The 24803-nt window shown below is 73.0% G+C and carries 20 protein-coding genes; 8 read left to right on the top strand and 12 right to left on the bottom strand.

Translation table 11 applies throughout. The features are described 5' to 3' along the window. Nucleotides 1–314: 314 nt before the first annotated feature. Nucleotides 315–2192 carry a sensor histidine kinase gene (locus tag AC1RSJ_RS03470; protein WP_493116944.1) on the bottom strand — a complete coding sequence of 626 codons (1878 nt, stop codon included), beginning with the start codon at nt 2190–2192 and terminating at the stop codon, nt 315–317. Beyond that, on the bottom strand, nt 2189–2857 hold the full coding sequence (locus AC1RSJ_RS03465) for a response regulator transcription factor (protein WP_493116943.1): 669 nt from the start codon (nt 2855–2857) through the stop codon (nt 2189–2191). Before AC1RSJ_RS03465 ends, AC1RSJ_RS03470 begins: the two co-directional genes overlap by 4 nt. Nucleotides 2858–3262: 405 nt before the next feature. On the opposite strand from AC1RSJ_RS03465, the gene AC1RSJ_RS03460 reads away from it, so the two are divergent. Beyond that, entirely contained in the window at nt 3263–4237 is a 975-nt protein-coding gene (locus AC1RSJ_RS03460; RefSeq protein WP_493116942.1) for an ATP-grasp domain-containing protein, read from the top strand. A 33-nt stretch (nt 4238–4270) separates the two neighbouring features. Here the strand turns inward: AC1RSJ_RS03460 and purH are convergent, their stop codons facing one another. From purH to sucC, 5 genes are all read right to left on the bottom strand, one after another. Next, nucleotides 4271–5878, bottom strand: coding sequence for a bifunctional phosphoribosylaminoimidazolecarboxamide formyltransferase/IMP cyclohydrolase (gene purH / locus AC1RSJ_RS03455; protein ID WP_493116941.1), 1608 nt, complete (start codon nt 5876–5878; stop codon nt 4271–4273). After that, nucleotides 5875–6462 carry a phosphoribosylglycinamide formyltransferase gene (purN, locus tag AC1RSJ_RS03450; RefSeq protein ID WP_493116940.1) on the bottom strand — a complete coding sequence of 196 codons (588 nt, stop codon included), beginning with the start codon at nt 6460–6462 and terminating at the stop codon, nt 5875–5877. Before purN ends, purH begins: the two co-directional genes overlap by 4 nt. A 9-nt stretch (nt 6463–6471) precedes the next feature. Further along, nucleotides 6472–7875 carry a cell division protein PerM gene (locus AC1RSJ_RS03445; protein WP_493116939.1) on the bottom strand — a complete coding sequence of 468 codons (1404 nt, stop codon included), beginning with the start codon at nt 7873–7875 and terminating at the stop codon, nt 6472–6474. A gap of 159 nt (nt 7876–8034) precedes the next feature. Next, nucleotides 8035–8934 carry a succinate--CoA ligase subunit alpha gene (gene sucD / locus AC1RSJ_RS03440; RefSeq protein ID WP_493116938.1) on the bottom strand — a complete coding sequence of 300 codons (900 nt, stop codon included), beginning with the start codon at nt 8932–8934 and terminating at the stop codon, nt 8035–8037. A gap of 33 nt (nt 8935–8967) precedes the next feature. Next, nucleotides 8968–10131, bottom strand: coding sequence for an ADP-forming succinate--CoA ligase subunit beta (gene sucC / locus AC1RSJ_RS03435; protein WP_493116937.1), 1164 nt, complete (start codon nt 10129–10131; stop codon nt 8968–8970). Nucleotides 10132–10286: 155 nt separating this feature from the next. On the opposite strand from sucC, the gene AC1RSJ_RS03430 reads away from it, so the two are divergent. Both AC1RSJ_RS03430 and AC1RSJ_RS03425 read left to right on the top strand, forming a co-directional pair. Continuing rightward, on the top strand, nt 10287–11099 hold the full coding sequence (locus AC1RSJ_RS03430; RefSeq protein ID WP_493116936.1) for an oxygenase MpaB family protein: 813 nt from the start codon (nt 10287–10289) through the stop codon (nt 11097–11099). Nucleotides 11100–11108: 9 nt separating this feature from the next. Further along, nucleotides 11109–12401 carry an MFS transporter gene (locus tag AC1RSJ_RS03425; RefSeq protein WP_493116935.1) on the top strand — a complete coding sequence of 431 codons (1293 nt, stop codon included), beginning with the start codon at nt 11109–11111 and terminating at the stop codon, nt 12399–12401. Nucleotides 12402–12413: 12 nt separating this feature from the next. On the opposite strand, the gene AC1RSJ_RS03420 is transcribed toward AC1RSJ_RS03425, so the two are convergent. Then, entirely contained in the window at nt 12414–13517 is a 1104-nt protein-coding gene (locus tag AC1RSJ_RS03420; protein WP_493116934.1) for a WxL protein peptidoglycan domain-containing protein, read from the bottom strand. Nucleotides 13518–13616: 99 nt separating this feature from the next. Beyond that, nucleotides 13617–15650, bottom strand: a complete 2034-nt coding sequence (locus AC1RSJ_RS03415; RefSeq protein ID WP_493116933.1) for a purple acid phosphatase family protein — start codon at nt 15648–15650, stop codon at nt 13617–13619. 342 nt (nt 15651–15992) lie between these two features. On the opposite strand from AC1RSJ_RS03415, the gene AC1RSJ_RS03410 reads away from it, so the two are divergent. Next, nucleotides 15993–16661: a hypothetical protein gene (locus AC1RSJ_RS03410; protein WP_493116932.1), complete on the top strand. Its 669-nt coding sequence runs from the start codon at nt 15993–15995 to the stop codon at nt 16659–16661. A gap of 6 nt (nt 16662–16667) precedes the next feature. Here the strand turns inward: AC1RSJ_RS03410 and AC1RSJ_RS03405 are convergent, their stop codons facing one another. Next, nucleotides 16668–19037 carry an ATP-dependent helicase gene (locus AC1RSJ_RS03405; protein WP_493116931.1) on the bottom strand — a complete coding sequence of 790 codons (2370 nt, stop codon included), beginning with the start codon at nt 19035–19037 and terminating at the stop codon, nt 16668–16670. Between the two features lie 331 nt (nt 19038–19368). Here AC1RSJ_RS03405 and AC1RSJ_RS03400 point away from each other — a divergent pair, with 331 nt between their 5' ends. Further along, nucleotides 19369–20238, top strand: coding sequence for an endonuclease domain-containing protein (locus AC1RSJ_RS03400; protein ID WP_493116930.1), 870 nt, complete (start codon nt 19369–19371; stop codon nt 20236–20238). Nucleotides 20239–20449: 211 nt separating this feature from the next. Here AC1RSJ_RS03400 and AC1RSJ_RS03395 read toward each other — a convergent pair whose 3' ends face one another. Beyond that, complete coding sequence (locus AC1RSJ_RS03395; protein WP_493116929.1) at nt 20450–21439, bottom strand: glycerophosphodiester phosphodiesterase family protein; 990 nt, start codon at nt 21437–21439, stop codon at nt 20450–20452. A gap of 93 nt (nt 21440–21532) precedes the next feature. On the opposite strand from AC1RSJ_RS03395, the gene AC1RSJ_RS03390 reads away from it, so the two are divergent. Genes AC1RSJ_RS03390 through AC1RSJ_RS03380 form a run of 3 tightly spaced genes read left to right on the top strand, consistent with a single transcriptional unit; the run spans nt 21533 to nt 23913 of the window. After that, nucleotides 21533–22573: a hypothetical protein gene (locus tag AC1RSJ_RS03390; protein WP_493116928.1), complete on the top strand. Its 1041-nt coding sequence runs from the start codon at nt 21533–21535 to the stop codon at nt 22571–22573. A 3-nt stretch (nt 22574–22576) separates the two neighbouring features. Then, complete coding sequence (locus AC1RSJ_RS03385; RefSeq protein WP_493116927.1) at nt 22577–23101, top strand: hypothetical protein; 525 nt, start codon at nt 22577–22579, stop codon at nt 23099–23101. Nucleotides 23102–23109: 8 nt separating this feature from the next. Further along, nucleotides 23110–23913, top strand: coding sequence for a Bax inhibitor-1/YccA family protein (locus AC1RSJ_RS03380; protein ID WP_493116926.1), 804 nt, complete (start codon nt 23110–23112; stop codon nt 23911–23913). Nucleotides 23914–23967: 54 nt separating this feature from the next. On the opposite strand, the gene AC1RSJ_RS03375 is transcribed toward AC1RSJ_RS03380, so the two are convergent. After that, nucleotides 23968–24801 carry a nucleotidyltransferase domain-containing protein gene (locus tag AC1RSJ_RS03375; protein ID WP_493116925.1) on the bottom strand — a complete coding sequence of 278 codons (834 nt, stop codon included), beginning with the start codon at nt 24799–24801 and terminating at the stop codon, nt 23968–23970. Nucleotides 24802–24803: the final 2 nt, after the last annotated feature.

The raw sequence follows: 24803 nt of genomic DNA, 5'->3' as shown, positions 1-24803 counted from the left end.
CGTACGGTTCCGCGGCGCCCGGGGTCGGGAGAACGGTCAGCGGGAAGGGGTGTTGGCACGATTCATCCAGTGCTGGCGGGCGCACGCGATCACGCGCGCGTCCGGATCGTCATCGAGGGTCGGATGCTGCGATCCCCCGTCGCGTGGACGGGGGCCGCCGAGAGGGACGGGCCGCCGCTACGGCCGTCCGGTGCGACCGCGGGCGGCGGCGCCGAGGACGACGCGGGCGGACACAGCGGGCTGTGCGGGCTCGATCGTGGACATGATGCCTCCGTTCGCAGGTCGGTCGCTCCGGCGGTGACCGGAGCAGCCTTTCAGCCTAGACCCGCTTCGGCGGCGACGGCAAGCGGGAGCTCCACGACGATCGTGGTTCCCTCCCCGATCGGGCTGCGCACGCCGAAGCTGCCGCCGAGCGCCTCGACGCGGTCGGCGAGCCCGACCAGGCCGGAGCCGCCCTCGCCGCCGGCGCCCCCGCGGCCGTTGTCGCGCACCGTGAGCCGCAGCGTGTCGCCGTCGCTCTCGGCCCGCAGCCACGCCTGCCGCGCCTCGGAGTGCTTGGCGATGTTCGCGAGGCACTCCGACGCCGTGAAGTAGGCGGTCGCCTCGACGAGCTCCGGGATCCGCCCGTCGAGCTCGACGTCGACCACGACCGGCACCGGGCAGCGGGAGGCGAGCTCCGGCAGCGCCAGCGCCAGCCCGCCCTCGACGAGCGCGGTCGGATGGATGCCGCGGGCGAGCTCGCGGAGCTCCCGGAGCGCGACCGACAGCCGCCCGAGCAGCTGCTCGAGCTCGTCGGCGATGCCGTCCTGGCCGCCGCTCCGGGCCGCGGTGATGACCGTGCGCAGCTGCATCGCGAGCGCGACGAGCTGCTGCTGCGAGCCGTCGTGCAGGTCGCGCTCGAGCCGCTTGCGGGCCTCGTCGCCCGCCTCGACGATGCGCTGGCGCGACTCGCGCACCTGCTCGAGCGTTCGCTCGATCTCGCCGCGCAGCTGGCCGTTGTCGAGGGTGAGCCGGAGCGCCGTCGACACGCCGTCGAGCAGCCGCTCGTTCTCGGCGAGCGCGCGGTCGTGGCGGATGACGGCGATCGGCGATCCGTCGCCGGCCGTGATCGGCAGCAGCGTCCGGGTCGGCTCGTCGCCCTCCACGGGCAGCTCGACCGGGTCGCCGTCCTCGTCGCGGTAGCCGCCGATCGCCCAGTCCCACCAGAAGACCTCGAGGCTCGGGTCGCGGAGCGTCTTCGACAGCGTCTCGCGCCACGAGCGGCGGTCGACGCCGTCGCGCGTGATGCTCATGAGGTCGGCGACACGGCCGCGCGTGTTGCGCAGGTGCACGCTGCCGGCGATGTAGCAGATCGGGATCGAGGCGACCGCGAACAGCGAGATGATGCTGACGGGCTCGAACGTGTGGCTGCGCGTGACGAAGCTGCGGTCGTCGGTGAGCGCCGGGTTGGAGGCGGTGTAGCTCACGGCCTCGACGATGAGCGCGAGCAGCCAGGCGACGAGGCCGACCGGCATGACGAAGGCGACGCTGCGGGCCGGCGAGCTGCCGCGCGCCCAGCGCCAGAACTGCCGGCCGGCGACGACCGCGACGATCACGGCGCCGCAGATGCGGTAGGTCAGGTCGATCAGGTAGAACGTCTCGCTGTCGCCGACGAGCGCGTACGCGTTCGGGCTGCACAGGCAGGCGGTGTTCTCGGAGGCGTCCGCCACGAGCACCGCGATCGCGCGGATCACCGAGATGGCGATGCCGACCCCGACGATGACCGCATCGACCCGTCCGCTGAACCGGCCGCGCGGATAGGCGAGCGCGATCATCCCGAGCAGCAGCGCCCAGAGCAGGTCGATGCTGCGCACGATCGGCCAGACGTAGCCGAAGTAGGCGATCGCCGAGAAGAACAGCTGCGGGATCCAGAGGTAGACGAACGCGACCATGAGGATGATCGGCAGCCGCCGCTCGCCCAGCTGCAGGCCGACGACGGCCGAGATCGCGAACGCCCACGGCACGGCCGCGTGCAGGGTCGTGTACGACTCCTCCGGCCGGTTGATCGGCGGCGTCAGCGCCCAGCCGAGCAGCTGCATGATCAGGTTCAGGGCGAGGCCGAACGCGATGACCGCGATCCAGACCGTCCACGCCCCCGCCGTCATCCCCGACCGCGAGTCCACGCGGGCCGGGGCGATGGCGTCCGCGGTCATCGCGACCCGAGGTAGGCGAGTACCGCGAGCACGCGGCGGTGGTTGTCCGGGGTGTCCTCGAGGCCGAGCTTCTGCATGATGCTGCGCACGTGCGTCTCGACCGTCTTGACGCCGAGGAACAGCCCGCGCGAGATGCCGGCGTTGGAGTGCCCCTGGGCCATGAGCTCGAGCACGGAGAGCTCGCGTGCGGTCAGCGAGGCCAGCGGGCCGTCGACGCGCGGGCGCTGCATGAGCTGGCCGACGACCTCCGGGTCGACGACGGAGCCCCCGCTGGAGACGGTCTCCACCGCGGAGACGAGCGTGCGCGGCTCGGAGACCCGCTCCTTGAGCAGGTAGCCGGTGCCGGATCCGGCGGCGAGCGCGCGCATCGCGTACTCGGGCGTCGCGTACATCGACAGCAGCAGCACGCCGATCGTGGACCCGCGCTCGCGCAGCCGCTCGAGGGCGGCGATGCCCTCGTCGCGGAAGCTCGGCGGCATCCGGATGTCGAGCACGGCGACGTCGACGCCGCCGGCGAGCACCTCCGCGACCAGCTCCTCGCCGGATCCGACGGAGGAGACGACCTCGAGGCCGCCGTCGACGAGGACCTTGCCGATGCCCTCGCGGAGCAGCATCGCGTCGTCGGCGACCGCCACCCGGAGGGGCGTGGTGCGGGTGTCGCTCATGTCTCGCTTCCTTGTCGACGTCGACGGCAGGCGTTCGATAGCTGAGAGGAACACTAGCCGCGTTCAGGGCCCGCCCGGATGACCGGGTACAGACCGTTCCGCCATTTTGTCAGTACGCGCCGCCCCAGACGGCGCCAACCGAACGGAGAACGACCGGAATGCCTGACGTCCAGGGCTCCGCGGCCAGCACTCCACCCGATCCGACGCGCGTCCTCGACGCGTTCCGGCGGATGCTGGCCAGGTCGACCGACTCGTCCCGTCCGGCGCCCGGGAGCTTGGCGGAGGAGACCCGACTCCTCGCGAGCTCCCGGGGGCCGGGCATCGGTCCGCTCCTCGTCCTCGACCAGCTCCCCGAGCCGGTCCCGGCGGGCGCGCACCTCGGTTCGACCACCTAGGCACCTTCTCTTGATCCTCGCAGTCAGCCCGCCGGACGACGACCACGCCGGCGCGGTCGTCGACCTCCTGCTCGACGCCGGGCGCGAGGTCGCGCTCGTCGACGTCCCGAGCCTCTCCTCCGATACCGCCGTCGAGCTGGAGATCGATCCCGCCCGCGGCCTGCGCCGCCGGCTCCACGTCGCCGGCCGCCGCGGCCCCGCGATCGACCTCGACGCGGCCACGACCGGCTTCTGGCGCCGCCGCCACGCGCCCGTGCTGAGCCGCGACCTCGCCGTCCTGGCCGAGCTCGACGGTGCGCCGATGGAGTCGATGGAGTCGTTCGAGAGCGTCACCGCCTCCCTCGAGCTGGACTGGATCAACGACCCGGTCCGCGATCACATCGGCCGCCGCCGCCCGCGCCAGTGGGCCGCCGCGACCGCCGCCGGCCTCCCGGTGCCCGCCACGCTCGTGACCCGCGACCCGGCCGCGGCCGTCGCGTTCCGCTCCGCGAACCTCGCCGCCGGCCTCGTGAGCAAGCCGCTCGTGCGGCGTGCGGACGACTGGGGCGGCTGCTCGCCGGTCTTCGGCGAGGACGACCTGGTCGACCGCGTGGCGTCGGCGCCGGCCGAGACGGTGCTGCAGGAGTTCGTGCCCGGCCCCGACATCCGCGTCATCGTCGTGGGCGGCGCCCACTTCGCCGTCGAGTTCGGCGAGCACGCCGCGGACCTGCCGCACGACCTGCTGGCCGACGACGAGGCGGTGCGGCCGACGATCCTGCCGCAGGGCCTCGTCGAGGCGATCGACCGCACGATGGCGCGGCTCGGCCTCGTCACCGCCGCCGTCGACCTCCGCCGCGGGCCCGACGGCGTGCACCGCTTCCTCGACCTCGACCCCGCGCCGCGCTGGCTGCTGCTCGAGGAGCTCACCGGCTGGCCGATCACGCAGGCGGTCGTCGACGCGCTCAGCGTGCGCGACGACGCCCTGACGGCCCAGCGCCGCGCCTGACCCCGCCGACACTGCGTCCGGCGGCCGCCGGACTCAGTGGAAGAAGTGCCGCTCGCCGGTGAAGTACATGGTGACGCCGGCCGCGGCGACCGCGTCGATCGTCTCCTGGTCGCGCACCGAGCCGCCCGGCTGCACGATCGCGCGCACGCCGGCGTCGAGCAGGATGCCGGGGCCGTCGGCGAACGGGAAGTAGGCGTCGCTCGCCGCGACGCTCCCCCGCGCCCGGTCGGCTGCGCGGTCGACGGCGAGCCGGCAGGAGTCCACCCGGTTGACCTGGCCCATGCCGATGCCGACGGAGGCGCCGTGCGAGGCGAGCAGGATCGCGTTCGACTTCACCGCGCGGCAGGCCGTCCAGGCGAACTCGAGGTCGGCGAGGGTCTCGGCGTCGGCGGGCTCGCCGGCGGCCAGCGTCCACTCGGTCGAGGGCGCGAAGTGGTGATCCGCGGTCTGCGCGAGGAAGCCGCCCGAGATCTGGCGCAGCTCCGTCGCGACCGGGGCGAAGCCCTGCGGCAGCCGGAGCAGTCGCAGGTTCTTCTTCGACTGCAGCACGGCGAGCGCCTCGGGCTCGAAGTCGGGAGCGACCACGACCTCCGTGAAGATGTCGACGATCGACTCCGCGGCGGCGAGGGTGACGGGTGCGTTCGCGGCGATCACGCCGCCGAACGCCGACACCGGGTCGCAGTCGTGCGCGGCGCGGTGCGCCGACGCGATGTCGCGGCCGACGGCGATGCCGCACGGGTTCGCGTGCTTGATGATCGCGACGGCGGGGCGGTCGAAGTCGTAGGCGGCCCGCACGGCGGCATCCGCGTCGACGTAGTTGTTGTACGACATCTCCTTGCCGTGCAGCTGCGTCGCCTGCGCGATGCCGGCCGCGCCGGCGAGCGGGTACAGCCCGGCCTGCTGGTGCGCGTTCTCGCCGTAGCGCAGCGAGGCGGCGCGCATGACGGAGAAGGCGAGCCGCGGCGGGAGGTCGTCAGCGGCCTTCTCGGCGCCGCCGGCGAGGGCGTCGACGCCCGCGTGCTCGCCCATCCAGGCGGCCACGGCGGTGTCGTACGAGGCGGTGTGCGCGAACGCGGCCGCCGCGAGGCGCCGGCGCTGCGCGAGGGTGGTGCCGCCGACCCGGAGCGCGGCGATGACCTCGTCGTAGCGGCCGGGCTCGACCACGATCGCGACGTTGGCGTGGTTCTTCGCCGAGGCGCGGACCATGGCCGGGCCGCCGATGTCGATCTGCTCGACGACGTCGTCGCCGCGCGCGCCGGAGGCGACGGTCTCGACGAAGGGATACAGGTTGACCACGACGAGCTCGAACGGCTGGATGCCGAGCTCGCCGAGCTGGCGCTCGTGGTCCTCGAGGCGGAGGTCGGCGAGCAGGCCCGCGTGCACGGCGGGGTGCAGCGTCTTCACGCGGCCGTCGAGCGACTCCGGGAACCCGGTGACGGTCGCGACCTCGGTGACCGGGTGCCCGGCGTCCGCGATCGTCTTCGCGGTCGAGCCGGTCGAGACGATCTCGACGCCCTGCGCGGCGAGCTCGGCGGCCAGCTCGAGCAGGCCGCTCTTGTCGCTCACAGACAGCAGCGCGCGGCGGATCGGGACGATGTCGCGGGGGCGCAGGTCGGCGGGGTCGCGGGTGGGGCCGCTCATGCGAGCTCCTTCAGGTCGAGGCGATCGGTCGCGATGTCGAGCACCGTCTGCAGCAGCAGCCGGCGCTCGACGGGCTTGATGCGGGCGTGCAGGCTGTCCTCGGTGTCGCCGGGCAGCACGGGCACGCGCTCCTGGGCGAGGATCGGGCCGGTGTCGACGCCGTCGTCGACCACGATCACGCTGGCGCCGGTCTCCGTCACGCCGGCGGCGAGCGCGTCGCGCACGCCGTGGGCTCCGGGGAACTCCGGCAGGTAGGCGGGATGGGTGTTGATCATCGCCGGGCTCAGCGCGCGCACGACGCGCGGCGGGAACAGCCGCATGAAGCCGGACAGGATGACGAGGTCCGGCTGCCATTGGCGGATCTGGGCGAGGAACTCGTCGCCCCACGCCTCGCGGTCCGGGAACGCGGAGAACGCGACGGAGAACGACGGGATGCCGAACTCCTCCGCGTGCGCGAGCCCGTCGGCGTCGCGATCGGCGCCGACGGCGACGACGCGGGCCGGGAATCCGGGGTCCTCCGCCGCCTCGAGGAGGGCCCGGAGGTTGGAGCCGCCCCCGGAGATGAGGACGACGAGCCGGAGCACCCGGCCAGCCTAGCGGCCGGACGAGGGCGGGATCGTCGGCACCGGGGCGGTGTCCACGTCGTCCTCGGCGTGCCGCCGCGGCGTGCGCTTGAGCTGCGGCTCGCGGTCGGGCCCGGTCTCCGGCTCGTCGCGGTCGGCGTCGACGGCGCGCTCCGGCAGCAGGTCGGCGACCCGCTCGCGGAGCCCAGGGCCGTCGGCCCGGCGGCCGACGCCCGACGCCGCGAGGCCGATGCCGATGGCCACGGCCGACTCCAGGGCCGCCCAGAGTCCGACGGCCAGCGGATCCGGCCCGACCTGCGACAGGCGTCCCGGGCCGGCCGATCCGGAGGCCGCCCACGACAGCAGCCCGAGCACGAGGCCGGAGAGCGCGCCGCCGGCGACCGCGACGAGCGCCATCCACCGCCCGGCCGGGGCGCCGCCGAGCGCGCGTCGGAGGCTGCCGCGCGCGCCGACCGCCGCCAGGAAGCCGGCGGCGACCGGCACGATCAGCCCGACGAAGCCGAACGCGGGCGTGCCGACCGGCACGGCGCCGAGCACCGGGATCGCCGGCAGCGGGCCGAGGGCGGTGCCGAGCGGTGAGACCGACGAGCCGACGCCGATGGCGAACCCGGGGCCGACCAGCCACGACGACGCCCAGATCACGAGGTCGGGGAGCAGCGCGAGCTGGCCGATGGTCAGCGCGAGACCGCCGGCCCAGTCGCCGTGCAGCGCCTCGTACAGGCGGATCAGGTCGACGTAGTGGCCGACGATGAGCCCGCCGACGAGCAGCGCCGACACGGCGAGCACGATCGCCGCAGTGCCGAGGCCGGTGCGGATGACCGCGGCGACGACGCCGCGCGGCAGCGGCGCGAGGCGTCCGATCCACGCCCGCAGCGACATCCGCCGCTCCGGCACGCCGTCGACCGCGTCGTCGATCTCGGCCGAGATCACGGCTGCGCCGATGCCGAGCAGGAAGACGAGGGTGGGCAGCAGGGCGCTCTGCCAGAGCGAGACCCGGGCGTCGGCTCGGAGCGCGAACAGGGCGAGCACCTCCGCCAGCACGCCGAACACGACCGCCGCCGTGACGGTGCCGAGCAGCCGGTGCCCCGTCTCGGCGATGCGGCGGCCGGCGCGCGAGCCGAGCAGCAGGGTGAGCAGCGCGAAGCCGAGCGCGGCGATGGTGATGCGCAGCGGCTCGGCGGTCGTCTGCCCGAGCGCCGCCGCGAGCTGCGGGTCGAGCGTCACGGTGATGTCGACGCCGTGGCCGACGAGCCAGGAGTCGACGGCGATGCGCCAGACGACCATCCAGTCGGGGCCGAAGCCGTACTGCACGGCCCACAGGATCGTCAGCGGCACGAGCGGGATCGCCACGCCGATCCCCGCCACCAGCACGGCCTCGAAGGCCGCGAACAGGAGGGTGAGTCGGCGGGTCACGGAGGGAGGCTACGCGAGCGCCGCGGCGCCGCCGGGGTGCCCCGCCGGGTGAGACGACGATGGCTGAGGAGGCCGACCGCGGCCGTCTCGAAGTCCAGGTCTGCAGACACAGGGCTTCGAGACGGGCCGTGGACGGCCCTCCTCAGCCGGCGGCGGGTGTCAGAGCCCCGCGATGATCTCGCGCATGAGGTCGGCGGTCTCGCTCGGCGTCTTGCCGACCTTGACGCCGGCGGCCTCGAGGGCCTCCTTCTTCGCCTGCGCGGTGCCCGCGGAGCCGGAGACGATGGCGCCGGCGTGGCCCATCGTCTTGCCCTCCGGGGCGGTGAAGCCGGCGACGTAGCCGACGACCGGCTTCGTCACGTTCGCCTTGATGTAGTCGGCGGCGCGCTCCTCGGCGTCGCCGCCGATCTCGCCGATCATCACGATGGCCTTCGTCTCCGGGTCGGCCTCGAACGCGGCGATCGCGTCGATGTGCGTGGTGCCGATGACCGGGTCGCCGCCGATGCCGATGGCGGTCGAGAAGCCGATCTCGCGCAGCTCGAACATCATCTGGTAGGTCAGCGTGCCCGACTTCGACACGAGGCCGATCGGGCCCTTGCCGGTGATCGTGGCCGGCGTGATGCCGACGAGCGACTCGCCGGGCGTGATGATGCCGGGGCAGTTCGGGCCGATGATGCGCGTCGTGCCCTTGGCCTTCGCGTAGGCCCAGGCCTCGGCGGTGTCCTGCACGGGCACGCCCTCGGTGATCACGACGAGCAGCGGGATCTCGGCGTCGACGGCCTCGATCATGGCGTCCTTGGTGAACGCCGGCGGCACGAAGGCGATGGAGACGTCCGCGCCGGTGGCCTCGATGGCCTCCTTCACGGAGCCGAAGACGGGCAGCGAGACGGGCGATCCGTCGGCGGCGGTGTGCTCGACCGTGGTGCCGGCCTTGCGGGCGTTGACGCCGCCGACGACCTGCGTGCCGGCCTTGAGCATGAGGGCGGTGTGCTTGGTGCCCTCGCCGCCGGTGATGCCCTGGACGATGACCTTCGAGTCCTTGGTGAGGAAGATCGACATTCTGTTTCTCTCAGTCCTTGATCTCGGTGCGGGTCAGCGGGCGGCGAGCTCAGCGGCCTTGTCGGCGCCGTCGTCCATGGTGGTCGCGAGGGTGACGAGCGGGTGGTTCGCGCCGGCGAGGATTGCGCGGCCCTCCTCCACCTGGTTGCCGTCGAGGCGGACGACGAGCGGCTTGGTCGCCGCGTCGCCGAGGATCTCGAGCGCCTGCACGATGCCGTTCGCGACGGCGACGCAGGAGGTGATGCCGCCGAAGACGTTCACGAACACGCTCTTCACCTGCGGGTCGCCGAGGATGACGTCGAGGCCGTTGGCCATGACGGTCGCCGAGGCGCCGCCGCCGATGTCGAGGAAGTTCGCCGGCTTGACGCCGCCGTGGGCCTCGCCCGCGTAGGCGACCACGTCGAGCGTCGACATGACGAGCCCGGCGCCGTTGCCGATGATGCCGACCTGGCCGTCGAGCTTGACGTAGTTGAGGTCGTTGGCCTTCGCCTTCGCCTCGAGCGGATCGGCCGCGTCCTTGTCCTCGAGCTCCGCGTGGTCCGGGTGGCGGAAGTCCGCGTTCTCGTCGAGCGAGACCTTGCCGTCGAGGGCGACGATGTCGCCGGCGCCGGTGAGCACGAGCGGGTTCACCTCGACCAGGGTCGCGTCCTCGGCGGTGAACACGTCGTAGAGCTTCACGAAGACCGGAGCGACCTTGCCGACGAGCTCCTCGGGGAACTTCGCGGCGATCGCGATCTCCGTGGCCTTCTCGAGCGTGATGCCCGTGGCGGGGTCGACCTCGACGCGGGCGAGGGCCTCGGGGCGCTCGACGGCGAGCTCCTCGATCTCCATGCCGCCCTCGTAGCTGCACAGCGAGAGGTACGAGCGGTTCGCACGGTCGAGCAGCACGGAGAAGTAGAACTCCTCCGTGATGTCGGCGCCCGCGGCGACCATGACGCGCTTGACGACGTGGCCCTTGATGTCGAGGCCGAGGATCGCCTTCGCGGCGGCCTCGGCGTCGTCCGGGGTCTTCGCCACCTTCACGCCGCCGGCCTTGCCGCGCCCGCCGGTCTTGACCTGGGCCTTGACGACCGTCACGCCGCCGAGCTGCTCGGAGGCCGCGCGCACCTCCTCCGGGGTGTCGGCGACGATCCCGGCGAGCACGGGGACCCCGTGCTTCTCGAAGATGTCGCGGGCCTGGTACTCGAAAAGATCCACGCTGGTGCTTCTTCCGTCGGCTCGTTCGCGGTCGCGGGTGTCTCGACGCCGAGATAGTTCGATATCGAGAGATCTCCCGCCCGGAACTCTACCGCCCCGGGATGGACGGCTCGGACCGCGGCCGGCTCCCGAGCGCGGGTGGGAGCATCGGCTCCATGCCCTCCCGCAGCCCGGCGTTCGAGCGCTTCGCCGCGGACGGCGCGCTCGTGCTCGGCGGCGGCGCGGCGATCCTGCTGCAGCTGGCCGATCCGGTCGTCGCGCGCGGGGTGGCGGAGCACAGCGCCTTCGCGCGGGATCCCGTGCGGCGCCTCCGCTCGACGCTCGGCTACGTGTACGCGGTGAGCCTCGCGGACGACCGGCTGGCGGGCCTGGCCGCCGGGTCCGTCGATCGGGCTCACGCCGGCGTGCCGGGTGCTCGCGATCCGCGGCACCAGCGCTGGGTCGCGGCGACGCTGCTCTGGACCGCGGTGCGCGTGCACGAGCGGATCGACGGCCCGCTCCCGGCGCCGCTCGCGGCCGAGGTGCTCACCCGCTTCGGGGACCTCGGCGCCGCGCTGCAGGTGCCGCGCGCCGACTGGCCGGTCGACGCTGCCGCGTTCGAGGCGTACTGGTCGTCGACGCTCGCCTCGCTCGAGGTCGGCGAGGACGCGCGCGCGGTCTGCCGCCAGCTGCTGCGACCGCGGGTCGGGCCGCTCTGGCTGCGGGCGGCGATGCCGCTCGGCCGCCTGGTGACCGCCGGGCTGCTGCCGGACGAGGTGCGCCGCGCCTACGGCCTGCCGTGGTCCGCGGCCCGCGCCCGCCGGTTCGGCGCCGCGATGGCGCTGCTCGGCGGCGTGCTCCGCGTCACACCCCGGCGCCTGCGCGAGCTGCCGTCGCGGCGGCTGCTCGCCGGCCTCGCCCGGCACGCCGGGCGGGCGCCGCGGCACGCGGACGGCAACGGGTCGGATGCCGGACCCGCGCGGTCCTAGGCTCGGACGGTGAGATTCGCCGCGCTGCGCGCCCGCTGGTACAAGGGCTACCTCGTCGGCGGCTCGCTGATGATGGCCGGCGACAACATGGAGCACGCCATCACCTACTGGGCGATGTGGCAGTACTTCCACTCGCCGCTGCTGGCCGGCTTCGCGGTGATCGCGCACTGGGCGCCGCACCTGCTGTTCTCGATCCAGATCGGCGGGCTCGCCGACCGCTTCGACTGCCGGCGGATCATCCAGTTCTCCGGCCTGCTCTTCATCTCCGTGTCGATCGCGTGGGGCATCCTGCTCGCGACCCGGAGCCTGCAGCCGTGGCACGTCGTGATCCTGCTGCTCGTCCACGGCATCGCGAGCGCTTTCTGGGGCCCGGCCGATCAGCTCATGCTCTACGACATGGTCGGCGGCAAGGACCTGCCGAGCGCCGTGCGGCTCATGGCGACCGGCATGACGCTCGGCCAGCTCGTCGGCCCGGCCTTCGGGGCCATCCTGATCTTCGCGGTCGGCCCGGCGATCGGCATGTTCATCAACATCGCCCTCTACCTGCCGTTCTGGATCTACCTGCTGATCGTGCCGTTCACCGGGCACGTGCGCGACAGCGCGCCGCGCCCGCGCGTCCGGCTCCGCGATGTGGCCGACGTGCTGCGGGAGGTGCCGAGGTACCCGTCGATCCTCGTGGCGATGCTGCTGCAGGGGGCGGTGGGCCTGTTCATCGGCGTCGCGCTGCTGCCGCTGTTCCCGGAGTTCGGCGAGCTGCTCGGCGAGAGCGAGTCCGGCCCCGGCTACGCCGTGCTCGTCGCGGCGATGTCGGCGGGCGCCGTCATCGGCGGCGTCACGACGGAGGCCGTCGGCCGCATCCGCGCGTCGACCCGGCTCGCGATCATCGCGACCATCGTCTTCGCCGGCGCCGTGCTCGTCTTCGCGGTCTCGCGGAGCTTCTGGCTCTCGGTGGGCGCCCTGCTGGTCGCCGGCGTCGGCAACATCATCTCGTCGTCGATGTCGCAGACCCTCGTGCAGCTCGAGGCGCCGCCGGAGCGCCGCGGCCGCTTCATCGGCGCCTTCGGCATCACGGCGAACGGCTTCCGCCTCGGCAGCGGCGTGCTCATCGGCATCCTCGGCGGCCTGGTCGGCGCGTCCGGCGCCGTCGCGATCGACGCGGTCGCGCTGCTCGTGGTCGCCGTCGCGCTGCTCTCGGTCGTGCTCGTCGTGCGCGGACGGCGCCCCTCGATCGACCCCGACGCGAGCGTCGACGTCGAGACCGGCCAGGTCGCCGTCACGCCGGACACCGACCCGGCGACCTGACCGCCCCGGAGCTCAGTCCTCGGTCGCGCCCGCGGTCGCCTTCTCGGCGGGCACCGCGCCCTCCTGGTCGGCCAGCGCGCGCTCGACGGCCTCCTGCACGCGGGCGTCCTCGCGCGCCTGGCGCAGGTCCGACCGGCGGCCGCGGCCTCGGACCAGGAGCACGACGGCGCCGGCGAGCAGCGCGAGCACGATCAGCAGCATCCACGGCACGGCGGGCCCGCCGGCGGTTGCGGAGATCGCGTCGATGGGCGCGGTGGATCCGGACGCGTCGGTGAGCAGCGGCGTCACGGTGGGCGTCGCGAACAGCGCGAACAGGGCCGGCACGTCGCGCACGGTCGTCGTGACCTTCCACGACTCCCCCGGCAGCAGCTCGGGCGCGTCGGCCACGGCGCCGGCCCGCATCGGGAACCAGCCGAACGGTCCGGACAGCGTCGCCCCCTGCTCCGCGGAGAGGGCCGCGTTGCCGGTGTTGTGCAGCGTCCAGCTCACGGTCGCGTCGCCTCCGGCGAAGGGGTTGAGACCGCCGTTCCAGGTGACGGCGGCGTGCTCGATGGCGAGGGCGGGCGTGACGTCGCCGCTCACGCGCACCGACATCCGGATGCCGAGGCGGCGGTCGACGTTGATGCCCTGGGCGGCGTCGCCCTGCACCAGCGACGTCACCATGCCGCCGGCGTAGTCGCCGGGCGTCGCGTTCGCGGGGATGTCGACCGTGAACGGCACCTCGGCCGTCGCGCCCGGCTGCACGGTGACCGTCCGATCGGAGGGCACGGCCCAGGCGCCGACGTTCTTCGAGGTCTCGCCGGCGGGGAGGATGTCGAAACGGCCGCCCTCCGTCGTGAAGCCGTCGGCGGCGTAGACGCCGAGCTCGAGCGGCTCGTCGCCCTTGTTCGCCACGACGAGGGAGTCCTGCGCGTTCGTGCCCGGCGCGAGCGTGTAGTCGAAGCTCGTCCGGTCGGCGCCGAAGTCGTTCGACCCGGTGCGCACGGTCCAGGTCACGGGGTCGTCGGCCGCCGAGGCCGCCGTGGCGGGCACGAGCACCCCCGCCCCGATGACGATGGCGAGCGCGGCGGAGGCCGGCGCGATGCCGCGGATGCTGATGGATCGGGGGGTGCTCATGGTTCGGTCCTCGAGGTGGGGGAAGCGGATGCGCCGGTGGGGCGGATGCCGTCTGTCATCCGCCCCACCGGCTGCCCGCGGCGAGCGCGGGCGGTCGGCTCAGCTGCTGAGCGCGGTGATGGTGAGGGTGGCGCGGTAGCTGCCCTTGGCGACGTCGGTCGGGAACTTCAGGTCCAGATCCGCGCCGAGCTTGGCCGTGCCGCGGGCGTGGCCCTGGGTCGCCGAGCCGAGCACCTGCGAGACCGAGAGGCCGCTGCCGGCGTCGTAGCCCGACTTCACCGGAGCACCGGCGGTCGCACCGGCGCCCGCCTGCGTCACCTTCGGGGTCCAGCCGAGGTACTTGCCGGAGAAGGTGCTGGTGCCGTCCTGGAAGTCGCCGACCGAGGCCGAGATCGACCACGGGGCGAGCGAGCGGCGGCTGTCGGAGACGGCGATCGGGTTGATCTGCCCGAGCGCCTGGAAGTAGTCGTCCTTGTCGACGGCCGTGCCGAGGTCGACGAGGCCGTTGCGCCCGTCGATCGTCCAGCCGAACTCACCCGGAGCCGGCTCCGGCACGGTGACCTGGATGTCCTGGCCGCTGCCGTGGTTCTGGTGGATGGCGACGGAGTCGACGACCGAGCCGACCGGCTGGGCGGCGGAGGCGCCGCTGTTCGGGCCGCACCACGCGACCTTCTTCAGCTCGACGGCCGCGTTCGGCGCGTCGCAGGTGCCGCTGCGCACGGTCTGCACCACGAGCTGGTCCTTCTGGACCTGCACCTTGGTGTACGTGCGGACGTGCTCCTGGTTCTGCACCGAGTTGTACCAGTAGTTCGCCGAGTTCAGCGGGTCGGCGCCGTTGCCGGCACCGCTCGTGGCGCTGGTGGCGCCGTTCGAGCCGGTGGTGCCGGGGGCGACGGGCTTCGTGATGTCGTAGTACTTCGAGCCCGAGGACGAGTTCGCCGTCACGTAGATGACGCCGCCGGGGCCCGGGTAGACGTCGGCCTGGCCGGGCGTCTCCGCCGCGTTGGCCTTCGCGCCGTCCTTGATCTCGTAGCTGCGCGAGTAGCTGTGGTCGTGGCCCTGCAGCACGAGGTCGACGCCCAGCTTCGAGAACGCGGTCGGGAAGTCGACGCGGCGCTGCTGGTTGTCGGCGTCCTGCGCGTGGTCCGCCGGCGAGTAGATCGCGTGGTGGTACACGAGCACGGTGTACTTGGCCTCGGCCTGGTGCTTCTTCACGACGTCGGTGACGTACGCCACGTGCGCGTCGTCGCCGCCGCTGCCGTTGGTCGCGCCGTTCGCGTAGGAGTTGCTGTTCAGGTCGATGAACAGCACGTCCTTGTAGATGTACCAGTAGTCGCCGCCCGACTCCGTGCCGGTGCCCGCGGTGCCGCCCTTGTAGTAGGCCGCGCTGCGGTCGGTGTTCGGCGTCGAGAAGTGCTGGTCGTAGGCCTTGCCGCCGACGTCGTGGTTGCCGATGGTGGCGGCCCACGGGTACTGGCGCAGCTTGTCGGAGCCGGAGCCGAGGAAGGCGTCCCACTGCGACTCGGTGTTCGCGGTCTCGACCTGGTCGCCGCCCGAGACGAGCAGCTCCGCGTTCGGGTTGGCGGCGAGCGACACGTTCAGCGTGTCGGCCCAGCCCGCGCCGTCGCGGGCGGTGTCGCCCGACGAGCCGATCTGCGGGTCGCCGTAGAACAGGAAGTCGAACGCGCCGTCGAAGGACTGGGTCTTGAAGGCGTAGGTGCTCGACCAGGCGCCGGTCGCGCCGACGCGGTAGGAGTACGCGGTGTTCTCCTTGAGGCCGGAGACCGTCGCGTGGCGGTTGAAGCCGCCGCTCGAGGCGATGTTCGCACCGCCGGTCGCCGAGAACGTGACCGCGGAGGCCGGGAACTCGCCGCTCACGAGCTGCGCCGTGGGGGCGAGCTGCACGACCTGGGCGGTGTCGCCCGTGGTGTACCAGGTGAGGATGCGCTGCGACTCGTCGGCGCCGACGCCGAGCACGATGCCCGACGACGTCGCCGCGGTGTCGGCGGCGTAGGCCGGGGCGGCGAGCAGGCCGCCGAGGGCGACCGCCGAGCACAGCGCCGCGGCGGTGAGGACCACGGAGGCGCGACGGCGGAAGGGCCGCGGAGCATCCGGGAGGGAGGGGGCAGACATGGGTGTCCGTTTCCTGTTCGGGGTGGGGTCGGGGAGAGGGTGGTGCGGGGCTCACGCTCCGGTCGCCGGATGAACGTCCGGGGAACGGCTCGCGCTGCCCGGGTTGCCACCGCCCGAACCCTGAGAGGACGCCCAGAACGTGCACCCGGCGCACGGTCGGCGGGCGGGCGGGCGACGACGGCGTCGGAGCCGCTCGGCGGCCGACGGCGCCCGCGAACGGACGGCGGCGCGGAGGTGAACGGACGTCGAACCCTCGCTCCCCCGGCGATCCCGCATCGAGGCGGCGCGGGAGGATCGAGCGTGCCTGCGCCCGCCGGCATCCCCCGCTCGAGAAGGATCCCCGTGCGTGCACGCCCACGGACCGTCGCCCTGACGGCCCTCGCTCTCGTCGCCGGCCTCGCCGTCGCGCTCAGCGCCTGCGCATCGGACGACTGGTCGCGGTCGCGGCCGGCCCCGACGGCGGTCGGCGAGCTGAAGCCGGGGTTCGAGCCGAGCGCCGCGCCGAGCCCGGAGGCGACGATCGACCCGGTCGCGGGCTCATGGGACGACGTGCGCCCCGCGCCCGGCTACCGGGTCGTGCTGCTGACGACCGAGCAGGACAAGCCGGCCCGGACCGTCTCGGGCGCGGTGCGCCGCTGGGCGGAGGCGGAGGGCGTGAGCCTGAAGACCGTGGTCGCGGACGGCGATCTCATCCCGGCGATCGTCGAGGCGATGGACCTCGAGCCGGACCTCATCATCACCGCGGGCGACGACCTCATCGACCCGCTGGCGACCGTGACGGCGAACCACCTCGACCAGGAGTTCCTCGTGCTCGGCGCCGAGGTGGCGGAGCCGACGGGGAACGTCACCGCGGTGGACTGGACGGGCGCCTCGTTCCGCGGCGAGGGGCTCGGCACGTCGTCGCACTACGACCCCGCGAGCTTCACCGCCGAGCGCTGCGACGCGGCGGTCCGGGCCGGGGTCGCCGCGGTGCTGAAGGACCTCCGCGGGATCGTGCTCTGGATCGACTAGCCGCGGTCAGAGCTTCTCGATCGGCGCGATCTTGATGAGCAGCTTCTTGCGGCCGGCCGAGTCGAACTGCACCTCGGCGATCGATTTCGCGCCCTGCCCGGTGACCACGGTGACGCGCCCCTCGCCGAAGTCGGCGTGCCGGATGCGGTCGCCCGCCTCCAGCGTCAGGTCGCCGTTGTCGCGCACCTTGCCGGTGACCGGGTTCGTCCACTCGCGCTTCTCGCGCACTGGCGCCGTCGGCAGGGACTGCGCGTAGCTGAACCGCTCGCGGCCGCCGTCGCGCCGGGCGTTGAGCGCTCGGGGCTGCGTGCCGCCGCGCGAGTTGGCCATGCCCGGCGACTGCCGCCAGTCGATCAGCTCCGCCGGGATCTCCTGCAGGTAGCGGCTCGGCAGCGCCACGTTCGTGTCGCCGAACTGCGCGCGCGTCATCGCCAGCGACAGGTAGAGCAGCCGCTTCGCGCGGGTCACGCCGACGTAGAACAGCCGCCGCTCCTCCTGCACTCCGCCGGGCTCCCCCGCCGACATCTGGTGCGGCAGCAGGCCCTCCTCGACGCCGGTGAGGAACACCGTGTCGTACTCGAGGCCCTTCGCCGTGTGCAGCGTCATGATCGAGACGGAGCCGTCGTCGTCCTCGATCTCGTCGGCAGCGGCGAGCAGCGCGACGTTGGTGAGGAAGTCGAGCAGCACGCCCTCCGGGTTCGCCGTCCGGAACTCCCGCGTCTGCGCGAGCAGCTCCTCCAGGTTCTCGGCGCGGGCCTCGTCCTGCGCGTCGCCGGTCGCCCGGAGCGCGGCGACGTAGCCGGTGCCCTGCAGCAGCGACTTGAGGATGTCGGCGGGCGCCGCCGTCGCGGCCCGCGCGCTCTCGCGGTCGAGCAGCTCGACGAGCTCGAGGATCGCCTTCGTCACCTTCGGGCCGAGCCCGAGCTGCTCGGCGTCGCGGAGCGCGTCGCGCAGCGGCACCTCGAGCCGGTCGGCCTGGGCCTGCAGCGCCGCCTCCGTGGCCGGGCCGATGCCGCGCCGTGGCACGTTGAGCACCCGACGCAGCGCGAGGTCGTCGGCCGGGTTCACGACCTGCACGAGGTACGCCATCGCGTCCTTGATCTCGGCGCGCTCGTAGAACTTCGTGCCGCCGGGGATCCGGTACGGGATGCCGGAGCGGATGAAGATCTCCTCCAGCGGCCGGGTCTGCGAGTTGGTGCGCACGAACACCGCGATGTCGTCGAGCCCGGTGCCGCCACGGCGCAGCTCGTCGACCTCGTCCGCCACGAACTGGGCCTCGTCGTGCGCGGAGTAGCCGGTGTACCCGGTGATCTTGTCGCCGGATCCGGTGTCGGTGAAGAGGTTCTTCGCGACCCGGTCGAAGTTGTTCGCGATCACCGAGTTCGCGGCGTCGAGGATGTTCTGCGTCGAGCGGTAGTTCTGCTCGAGCAGCACCACCTCGGCGTCGGGGAAGTCGCGCTCGAACTCGACGATGTTGCGGATGTCGGCACCGCGGAACGCGTAGATCGACTGGTCGGAGTCGCCGACCACGGTCAGCGCGGCGCCCGGGATGCCGCCGTCCGGGCCGCGGGCGATGCGGGTGTCGGCCGGCACGTGCTGCGGCTTCACGGCCCGCACGAGCTCCCGGATCAGCGCGTACTGCGCGTGGTTCGTGTCCTGGTACTCGTCGACGAGCACGTGGCGGAAGCGGCGCTGGTAGAGGGCAGCGACCTCCGGGAACGCGCGGAACAGGTAGACCGTCTGCGCGATGAGGTCGTCGAAGTCGAAGGCCTTCGCGCGCTGCAGCCCGGAGGTGTAGCGGCGGAAGATCTCGACGAACGCGGCCTCCTTCGGGTCGTCGAAGTTCGCGTTGCGGGCGAACGTCTCGACGTCCTGCAGCTCGTTCTTCAGCTTCGAGATGCGCGCCGCGGCGCCGCCGACCGTGTAGCCGAGCGTGTCGGCATCCAGCTCCTTGATGATCCGCTTGAGCAGCGCGCGGCTGTCGGCGGTGTCGTAGATCGTGAAGCTCGGCGACAGGCCGAACGCCTCGGCCTGCCGGCGCAGGATGCGCACGCAGGCGGAGTGGAACGTCGAGATCCACATGCCCTCGGCGCGCTCGGCGCCGACCAGGGCGCGGATGCGCTCGCGCATCTCGGCCGCGGCCTTGTTCGTGAACGTGATCGCGAGGATCTGGCTCGGCCACGCCTCGCGGGTCGACAGCAGCCCGGCGATGCGCCGGGTGAGCACGCTGGTCTTGCCGGAGCCGGCTCCGGCGACGATGAGCAGCGCGGGACCCCGATGCAGCACCGCCGCACGCTGCTGCGGGTTGAGTCCGGCCAGCAGGCTCTCGTCGACGGCGGGGGCGGGCGGCTCGAGTCCGTCGAGGGCGAAGGTCATGGCACAGCGAGTCTAGGCGGGGCCGCCGACGCCCGCGGCGTGGTCAGCGGGTGCTGCAGTCGGGTGGCCAGGTAGCCGTCCGACTGCAGCGCTGATGCCGCTCTGGTGCCGCCCTGCTGCCGAATGAAGGAGTCCGTTGTGCGTCGGCCTGCCGAATGAAGGAGAAACCTCGTCGGGTGCGATCTGTCCTCGGATGAAGCGGCCGCATCGACCGAAAGTCCTTCATTCGGCAGCGGGCACCCGCTCCTCCACCGGACTCGGATACCCCGATCCATCCCCAGCCGACGATGAGGTGGCGCGCGCGAGCACCTCCGACCGGAACCCTCGGCGCGTGACCGATCTCATCCGCGAGATCCGCCGACTCGGCGGACTCGCCGCGACATCCGAGCTCTACGGTGCCGGCGCGACACGACCGGAACTGAGCGCCGCGGCATCGGCCGGCAGGATCGTCCGAGCTCGTCAGGGCTGGTACGTGCTGCCGTCCACCGATCCGAGAACGATCGCGGCCCTGCGGGTCGGCGGCCGCCTCGGCTGCAGTTCGGTCGTCCGCGCGGCGGGCGGATGGGTGCCGCTCGACGATCCGCTGCACATCGAGGTACCCGCGAACGCCTGCCGGCTCCGCAGCCCGAGTTCGAAGGTCCGTCGGCTGGCGACGCTCGACGACGTGACCGTGCATTGGACGCGATCGGAGGATCCCGCGCGGCTGCGCTCGCCGATCCCGACCGCGCTGGCGCAGGTCATCCGCTGCCTTCCGATCGACCGAGCGGCTGCGTCGGTCGACTCCGTCCTGCGCCTCCGACCGTCGCTCCGCACGGCATGGTCGCGGGTGCTCGACGACGCCCCCGAACGTGTGCGAGCGCATCTCGGGCATCTCGACGGGGTCTGCGAATCGGGGGCGGAGACCCTCGCCTGGCAGGTCATCCGAACCATCAGACCGGCTTCCCGGATCCGCCGCCAGGTCCCGATCGTCGGAGTCGGTCGTGTCGACTTCGTCGTCGGAGACCGCCTCGTAGTCGAGATCGACGGCCGAGCGCACCACGGCGGGTCCGACGCGTTCGAGCGCGACCGCCGTCGTGACGCCGCGGCCGTCCGCGAGGGCTACCTGCCGCTGCGATTCAGCGCGCTGCAGGCCGAGCTCGAGCCACGGCTCCTGTTCGAGACCGTCGAATCGGTGGTGCTTCGCGGCGACCACCGTTGGTGATGACACCGTCCGGAGGTCACCGGAATCAGCCGGTCCCTCTGCCGAATGAAGGAAGTCCGGGCCGCAACCCGGTCATGACGCCGCAATCCATCGCCACGCTGCCGGCGATTCCTTCATTCGGTGGCCGCACCACGGACAGCTCCTTCATTTGAAAGCCGGTTCGGCGCATGGGCACCGCACGACCGCGGGGCCGCCGACGCCCGCGGCGTGGTCAGCCCCGGTCGTCCCGCGCGCTCACCGCGAGGTCGGGCTGGTCGGCGAAGACCCCGTCGACGCCCGTGTCGAGCAGGCGGCGGAACTCGGCGAGCCAGTCGCCGGGGTCTGACTTCTCGCCCCCGATGCGGCGCGGCTTCGGCAGGAACTTGTTCTCGGCGCGGAGCGTCCAGGTGAAGCACTCCAGGCCCGCCGCGTGGATGCGCGCGACGAGCGCGGCCGGCGTCTCGTCGCGCCGCTCGTCGAGGTACGACTTCGCGACGCTGACGCCGTCCACCGACTCGGCGAGCCGGGCGAGCCCGTCCGGCGCGAGCTGCGACGCCCAGGTCGGCGCCCCTTTGCCGTGCGCGGCCACGAGGTCCGCCGCCGCGCCCTTCGCGTCGATCAGGTACACGCGGCGCGCGTCCAGCTCGCGGACCGCCGGACGGTCGAGCACGCCCTGCTCGAAGCTCTCGACCACGAGCCGGTCGCGCGACCCCCAGCCGGCGAGCGCGTCGGCGACGAGCTCGTCGAGCGGCAGGCCGGCGGAGGCGAAATACGTCGCGTGCTTGATCTCGACCACCAGCCCGAGCTCGCGGCCGTGCCGCTCGGACGCCCGGTCGACGAGCGCGACCAGGTCCTCGAGGCGCAGCAGTTGGAAGCGCCGGTCGAAGCGGGCGGATCCGCGACGCAGCTGCGGCAGCCGCTCGATCGCGCGCAGCGTCGCGAGCTCGTCCCAGGTGAAGTCCTCGGTGAACCAGCCGGTGACCGCCGCGCCGTCGATCTGCTTCGTGGTGCGGCGCTTCGCGAACTCGCTCCGGCTCGCCACATCCGTCGTGCCCGAGATCTCGTTCTCGTGGCGGATCACGAGCACGCCGTCGCGGGTGGCCACGACATCCGGCTCGACGAGGTCCGCGCCGAGCGCGAACGCGAGGTCGTAGGCGGCGGCGGTGTGCTCGGGACGGTAGCCGCTGGCGCCGCGGTGGCCGATGACGAGGGGCGTAGGCACGGCGACACCCTAGTCAGCGCGGATGACGGCAGAATGTCCGGCATGCCCCGCCCGACCGCCCCGTCCGAGACCGCTGGATGGGTGCGCTGACGGATGCCCGCCCTCGACCTCGCCCCGCTCACCGCGCCGATCAGCCGCGCCGAGATCGCGGAGTGGCGACGGCGATCGGGCGCCGGCGTCCTCGCGGGCCTCGGCGGCATCGCGGCGCTCGTCGGGGGCGTGCTGATCCTGGTGCTCTGGTTCGGACTGTTCGCCCCGGGGCTCCTCCGCCTCGGCACGGGTGCCGCGCCGTCGCCGGTCGGGGGCCTGCTCGCGGTCGCCGTGCCGATCGTCGTGCTGCTCGTCGTCGGCGCGCAGTTCGCGGCCATGCTGGGCCGTGGTCGGCGTCGGGCGCTGATCGACCGCTTCGCGCGCGCGAACGGGATGGTCTTCGGCGCCGACGAGCCGGCGCCGGCCTACCCGGGCGCGATCTTCCAGGTCGGCGGCAACCGGCGCCTGACCGAGCACGTGACGGGTGCCGCGCCGCGGTTCACCGATGTCGGCGCGCTCACGTACACGACCGGCTCGGGCAAGAACCGCACGACGCACGACTGGGGCTACCTGGCGCTGCGGCTCGACCGTCGCCTGCCGAACATGGTGCTCGACGCGCGGAGCAACAACGGCATCTTCGGCGGCACCAATCTCCCCGCGAGCCTCGCCCGGGATCAGGTGCTCTCCCTCGAGGGCGACTTCGACCGGTATTTCACGCTGTACTGCCCGTCCGACTACGAGCGCGACGCGCTCTACGTCTTCACGCCCGATCTCATGGCGCTCCTCATCGACGAGGCGGCGTCGTTCGACGTCGAGATCGTCGACGACTGGCTGTTCGCGTACTCGTCGGAGCCGCTCGACCTCACCGCGCCCGCGACCTGGACCCGCGTCGCCCGCATCGTCGACACCGTCGGAGCGAAGGCGCTGTCGCAGACGGAGCGCTATGCGGACGACCGGATGCCGGACGGCCGAGCGCAGGGCCTGGTGGCGCCGGGCGGACGTCGACTGCGGCGCGGCGTTCCGGTGACCGCGATCGTCGTCGTCGCGCTGGTCGCGGCGTTCTGGATCGCGACCAGCGTCCTGCCCGACCTGCTGGGACGCTGAGCGATGGCGGACGGCGACGCGCGCAGCCGGTGGGCCGAGCCGACGCGCGCGCTCCCCCTCCGCTGGGGCGGCTACTCCGAGCGGCTCTGGATCGGGCTCGCGCTCATCGTGTCCGGCGGCGTCTGCATCGCGGGCGCGGACACCTTCCAGCTGCTGGCCCTGCTCGGCACCGTGCCGCACATGGTCGGCTGGGCGATCCTGCCGGCGGACGGCTGGCGGCGGCTCACCGCCGCCGTGCCCTCGACGCTCGCCTGCTGGCTGCTGCTGACCGGCCCGCGCTTCCTCGCGGTGCTGGCGATCCCCTACCTGTGCTGGATGCTGGTGCGGCACCGGCCGCCCGTCGCCGCCTTCGTCTCCGCCGTCATCCCGGTCGGCGCCGCGGTCGTCATCGCGGCGGCGGTGCGCGGCTACACCGCCATGCTGCCCGCGCTCGTCATCGAGGGCGCCGCGCTGGGGGCGGGGGCTCTCAGCGCACGCGTGCTGGCATCCCAGGTCTCTGCCAGGCGGGCACCGGCCGCTCCCGAATAGAATTCAGCATGGCCAACAGCAACCCCGCGTTCTCGCGGAACCCGGCGTTCTCCGATCGGGGCTACGCGCCGCCGGTCCCCACGCCCGGCGAGATGCAGCAGCACCTCGACATCCCCTCCGCCACCCCGGACCAGATGGGGCGGATGACGTACGAGGACACGATCGTCAAGACGGCGATCTCCTTCGGCATCCTCCTGGTCGGCGCGGCGGTCGGCTGGTTCGTGCCGGTGCTCGCGATCCCGGCGGGCATCATCGGCTTCGTGCTGGCCCTGGTCAACATCTTCAAGCGCAATCCGGTGCCCGCCCTGGTGCTCGCCTACGCGGCCGTCGAGGGCGTGTTCGTCGGCGGCATCTCGAACATCTACGCCGACGTGTTCGGCCAGGGCGTCGTGCCGATGGCCGTGTTCGGCACGCTCGCGGTCGTGGGCGTGACGCTCGCGCTGTTCGCGAGCGGCAAGGTGCGGGCCTCCAAGCGGACGACCCGCGTCTTCCTCGTGCTGATGTTCGGCTACGTCGCGTTCTCGCTCGTCAACGTCGTGCTCATGTTCACCGGCGTCACGGACAGCATGTTCGGCGCCCGCAGCATCGAGATCGGCAACACGGGCATCCCGCTCGGCGTGCCGCTCGGCATCCTCGCGGTCGCGCTGGGCTGCTACTCGCTGATCCTCGACTTCGACAGCGTGCAGCAGGGCGTGCGCAACGGCGCCCCGCGCAAGTTCGCCTGGGCGGCCGCCTTCGGCTTCATGCTGACGGTCGTCTGGCTCTACCTCGAGATCCTCCGCCTCGTCGCGCTGCTCACCGGCAGACGCTGACCTCGGCCTGATGCACGACGGGCGCCCGGCTCCGGCCGGGCGCCCGTCGCCGTCTCAGCGGGCCGGCCGGAGGTCGAGCTCGGCCGCGAACCACGCATCGGCGCGGCGGCGGCTCGCCGACGGATCGCGCGGCGCGACGTCCTCGAAGACCGCCGCGCGCTCGATCTCGTCGGCGACGAGCTCGACCAGGGCGGCCGGCGCCGGCTCGGCGCCCATCTCGCGGGTCCGCGATTTCAGCTCGATGAGCTCGGCGACCCGCACCGCGATCGCGTCCGGCACGTCCGACTCCGCCACGAGCTGCGGCAGCGCCATCGGCGGCACGACCCGATCCTGATGCACGCGCAGCCAGCGCAGCGCCACCGCCGGACGCAGGGCGTAGAAGAAGCGCTTGAGCGACCCGGCGCCGTCGCGGTGCTGCAGCGCGACGTGCCGGTAGTGGCGCCCGATCGCCGGGCGCTCCACGACGTCGTCGGCGAGCGCGAGCATCCGATCGCGGAGCGCCGGGTCGCCGCGGTAGACGATCGGCGAGCGCAGCCACTCGACGGGCGTGGCGTTGCCCTTCACGAGCAGGCGGATGGCCTTCGCGAGGTCCCAGCCGTTCACGTCGAACACGGCGTCGAGCGGCGTCTCGAGCACATCGCGTCGGGGCCAGAGCGAGCGGTAGGCGTCGTTCGGGCGCACGAACAGGAAGCGGCAGTCGTAGTCGCTGTCGGGCGACGGGAAGCCCCACGCACGGCTGCCGCTCTCGATCGCCCACACGACCTCGGCACGCTCGAGCTCGCCGCCGATCCCGCCCTCGTCGGTCCCGCCGTCGGCCTCGATGCCGTCGAGGCGCGCGTCGATCTCGGCGACCACCTCCGCATCGAGGTCCGCCGGCACCGCCCTCACGG

Source organism: Schumannella sp. GW821-FHT10F01 (assembly GCF_058809295.1).
Note: the sequence above shows the minus strand (reverse complement) of the source record. Positions and strands in the feature narration are given on the sequence as shown.

What these genes read in the sequence shown, in the direction of transcription:
- AC1RSJ_RS03390 (WP_493116928.1), top strand. Translation starts at nt 21,533, where the DNA reads ATGCCCGCCCTCGACCTCGCCCCGCTCACCGCGCCGATCAGCCGCGCC.
- AC1RSJ_RS03385 (WP_493116927.1), top strand. Translation starts at nt 22,577, where the DNA reads ATGGCGGACGGCGACGCGCGCAGCCGGTGGGCCGAGCCGACGCGCGCG.
- AC1RSJ_RS03415 (WP_493116933.1), bottom strand. Translation starts at nt 15,650, where the DNA reads ATGTCTGCCCCCTCCCTCCCGGATGCTCCGCGGCCCTTCCGCCGTCGC.
- AC1RSJ_RS03380 (WP_493116926.1), top strand. Translation starts at nt 23,110, where the DNA reads ATGGCCAACAGCAACCCCGCGTTCTCGCGGAACCCGGCGTTCTCCGAT.
- AC1RSJ_RS03470 (WP_493116944.1), bottom strand. Translation starts at nt 2,192, where the DNA reads ATGACCGCGGACGCCATCGCCCCGGCCCGCGTGGACTCGCGGTCGGGG.
- AC1RSJ_RS03405 (WP_493116931.1), bottom strand. Translation starts at nt 19,037, where the DNA reads ATGACCTTCGCCCTCGACGGACTCGAGCCGCCCGCCCCCGCCGTCGAC.
- AC1RSJ_RS03420 (WP_493116934.1), bottom strand. Translation starts at nt 13,517, where the DNA reads ATGAGCACCCCCCGATCCATCAGCATCCGCGGCATCGCGCCGGCCTCC.
- purH (WP_493116941.1), bottom strand. Translation starts at nt 5,878, where the DNA reads ATGAGCGGCCCCACCCGCGACCCCGCCGACCTGCGCCCCCGCGACATC.
- AC1RSJ_RS03430 (WP_493116936.1), top strand. Translation starts at nt 10,287, where the DNA reads ATGCCCTCCCGCAGCCCGGCGTTCGAGCGCTTCGCCGCGGACGGCGCG.
- sucD (WP_493116938.1), bottom strand. Translation starts at nt 8,934, where the DNA reads ATGTCGATCTTCCTCACCAAGGACTCGAAGGTCATCGTCCAGGGCATC.
- AC1RSJ_RS03465 (WP_493116943.1), bottom strand. Translation starts at nt 2,857, where the DNA reads ATGAGCGACACCCGCACCACGCCCCTCCGGGTGGCGGTCGCCGACGAC.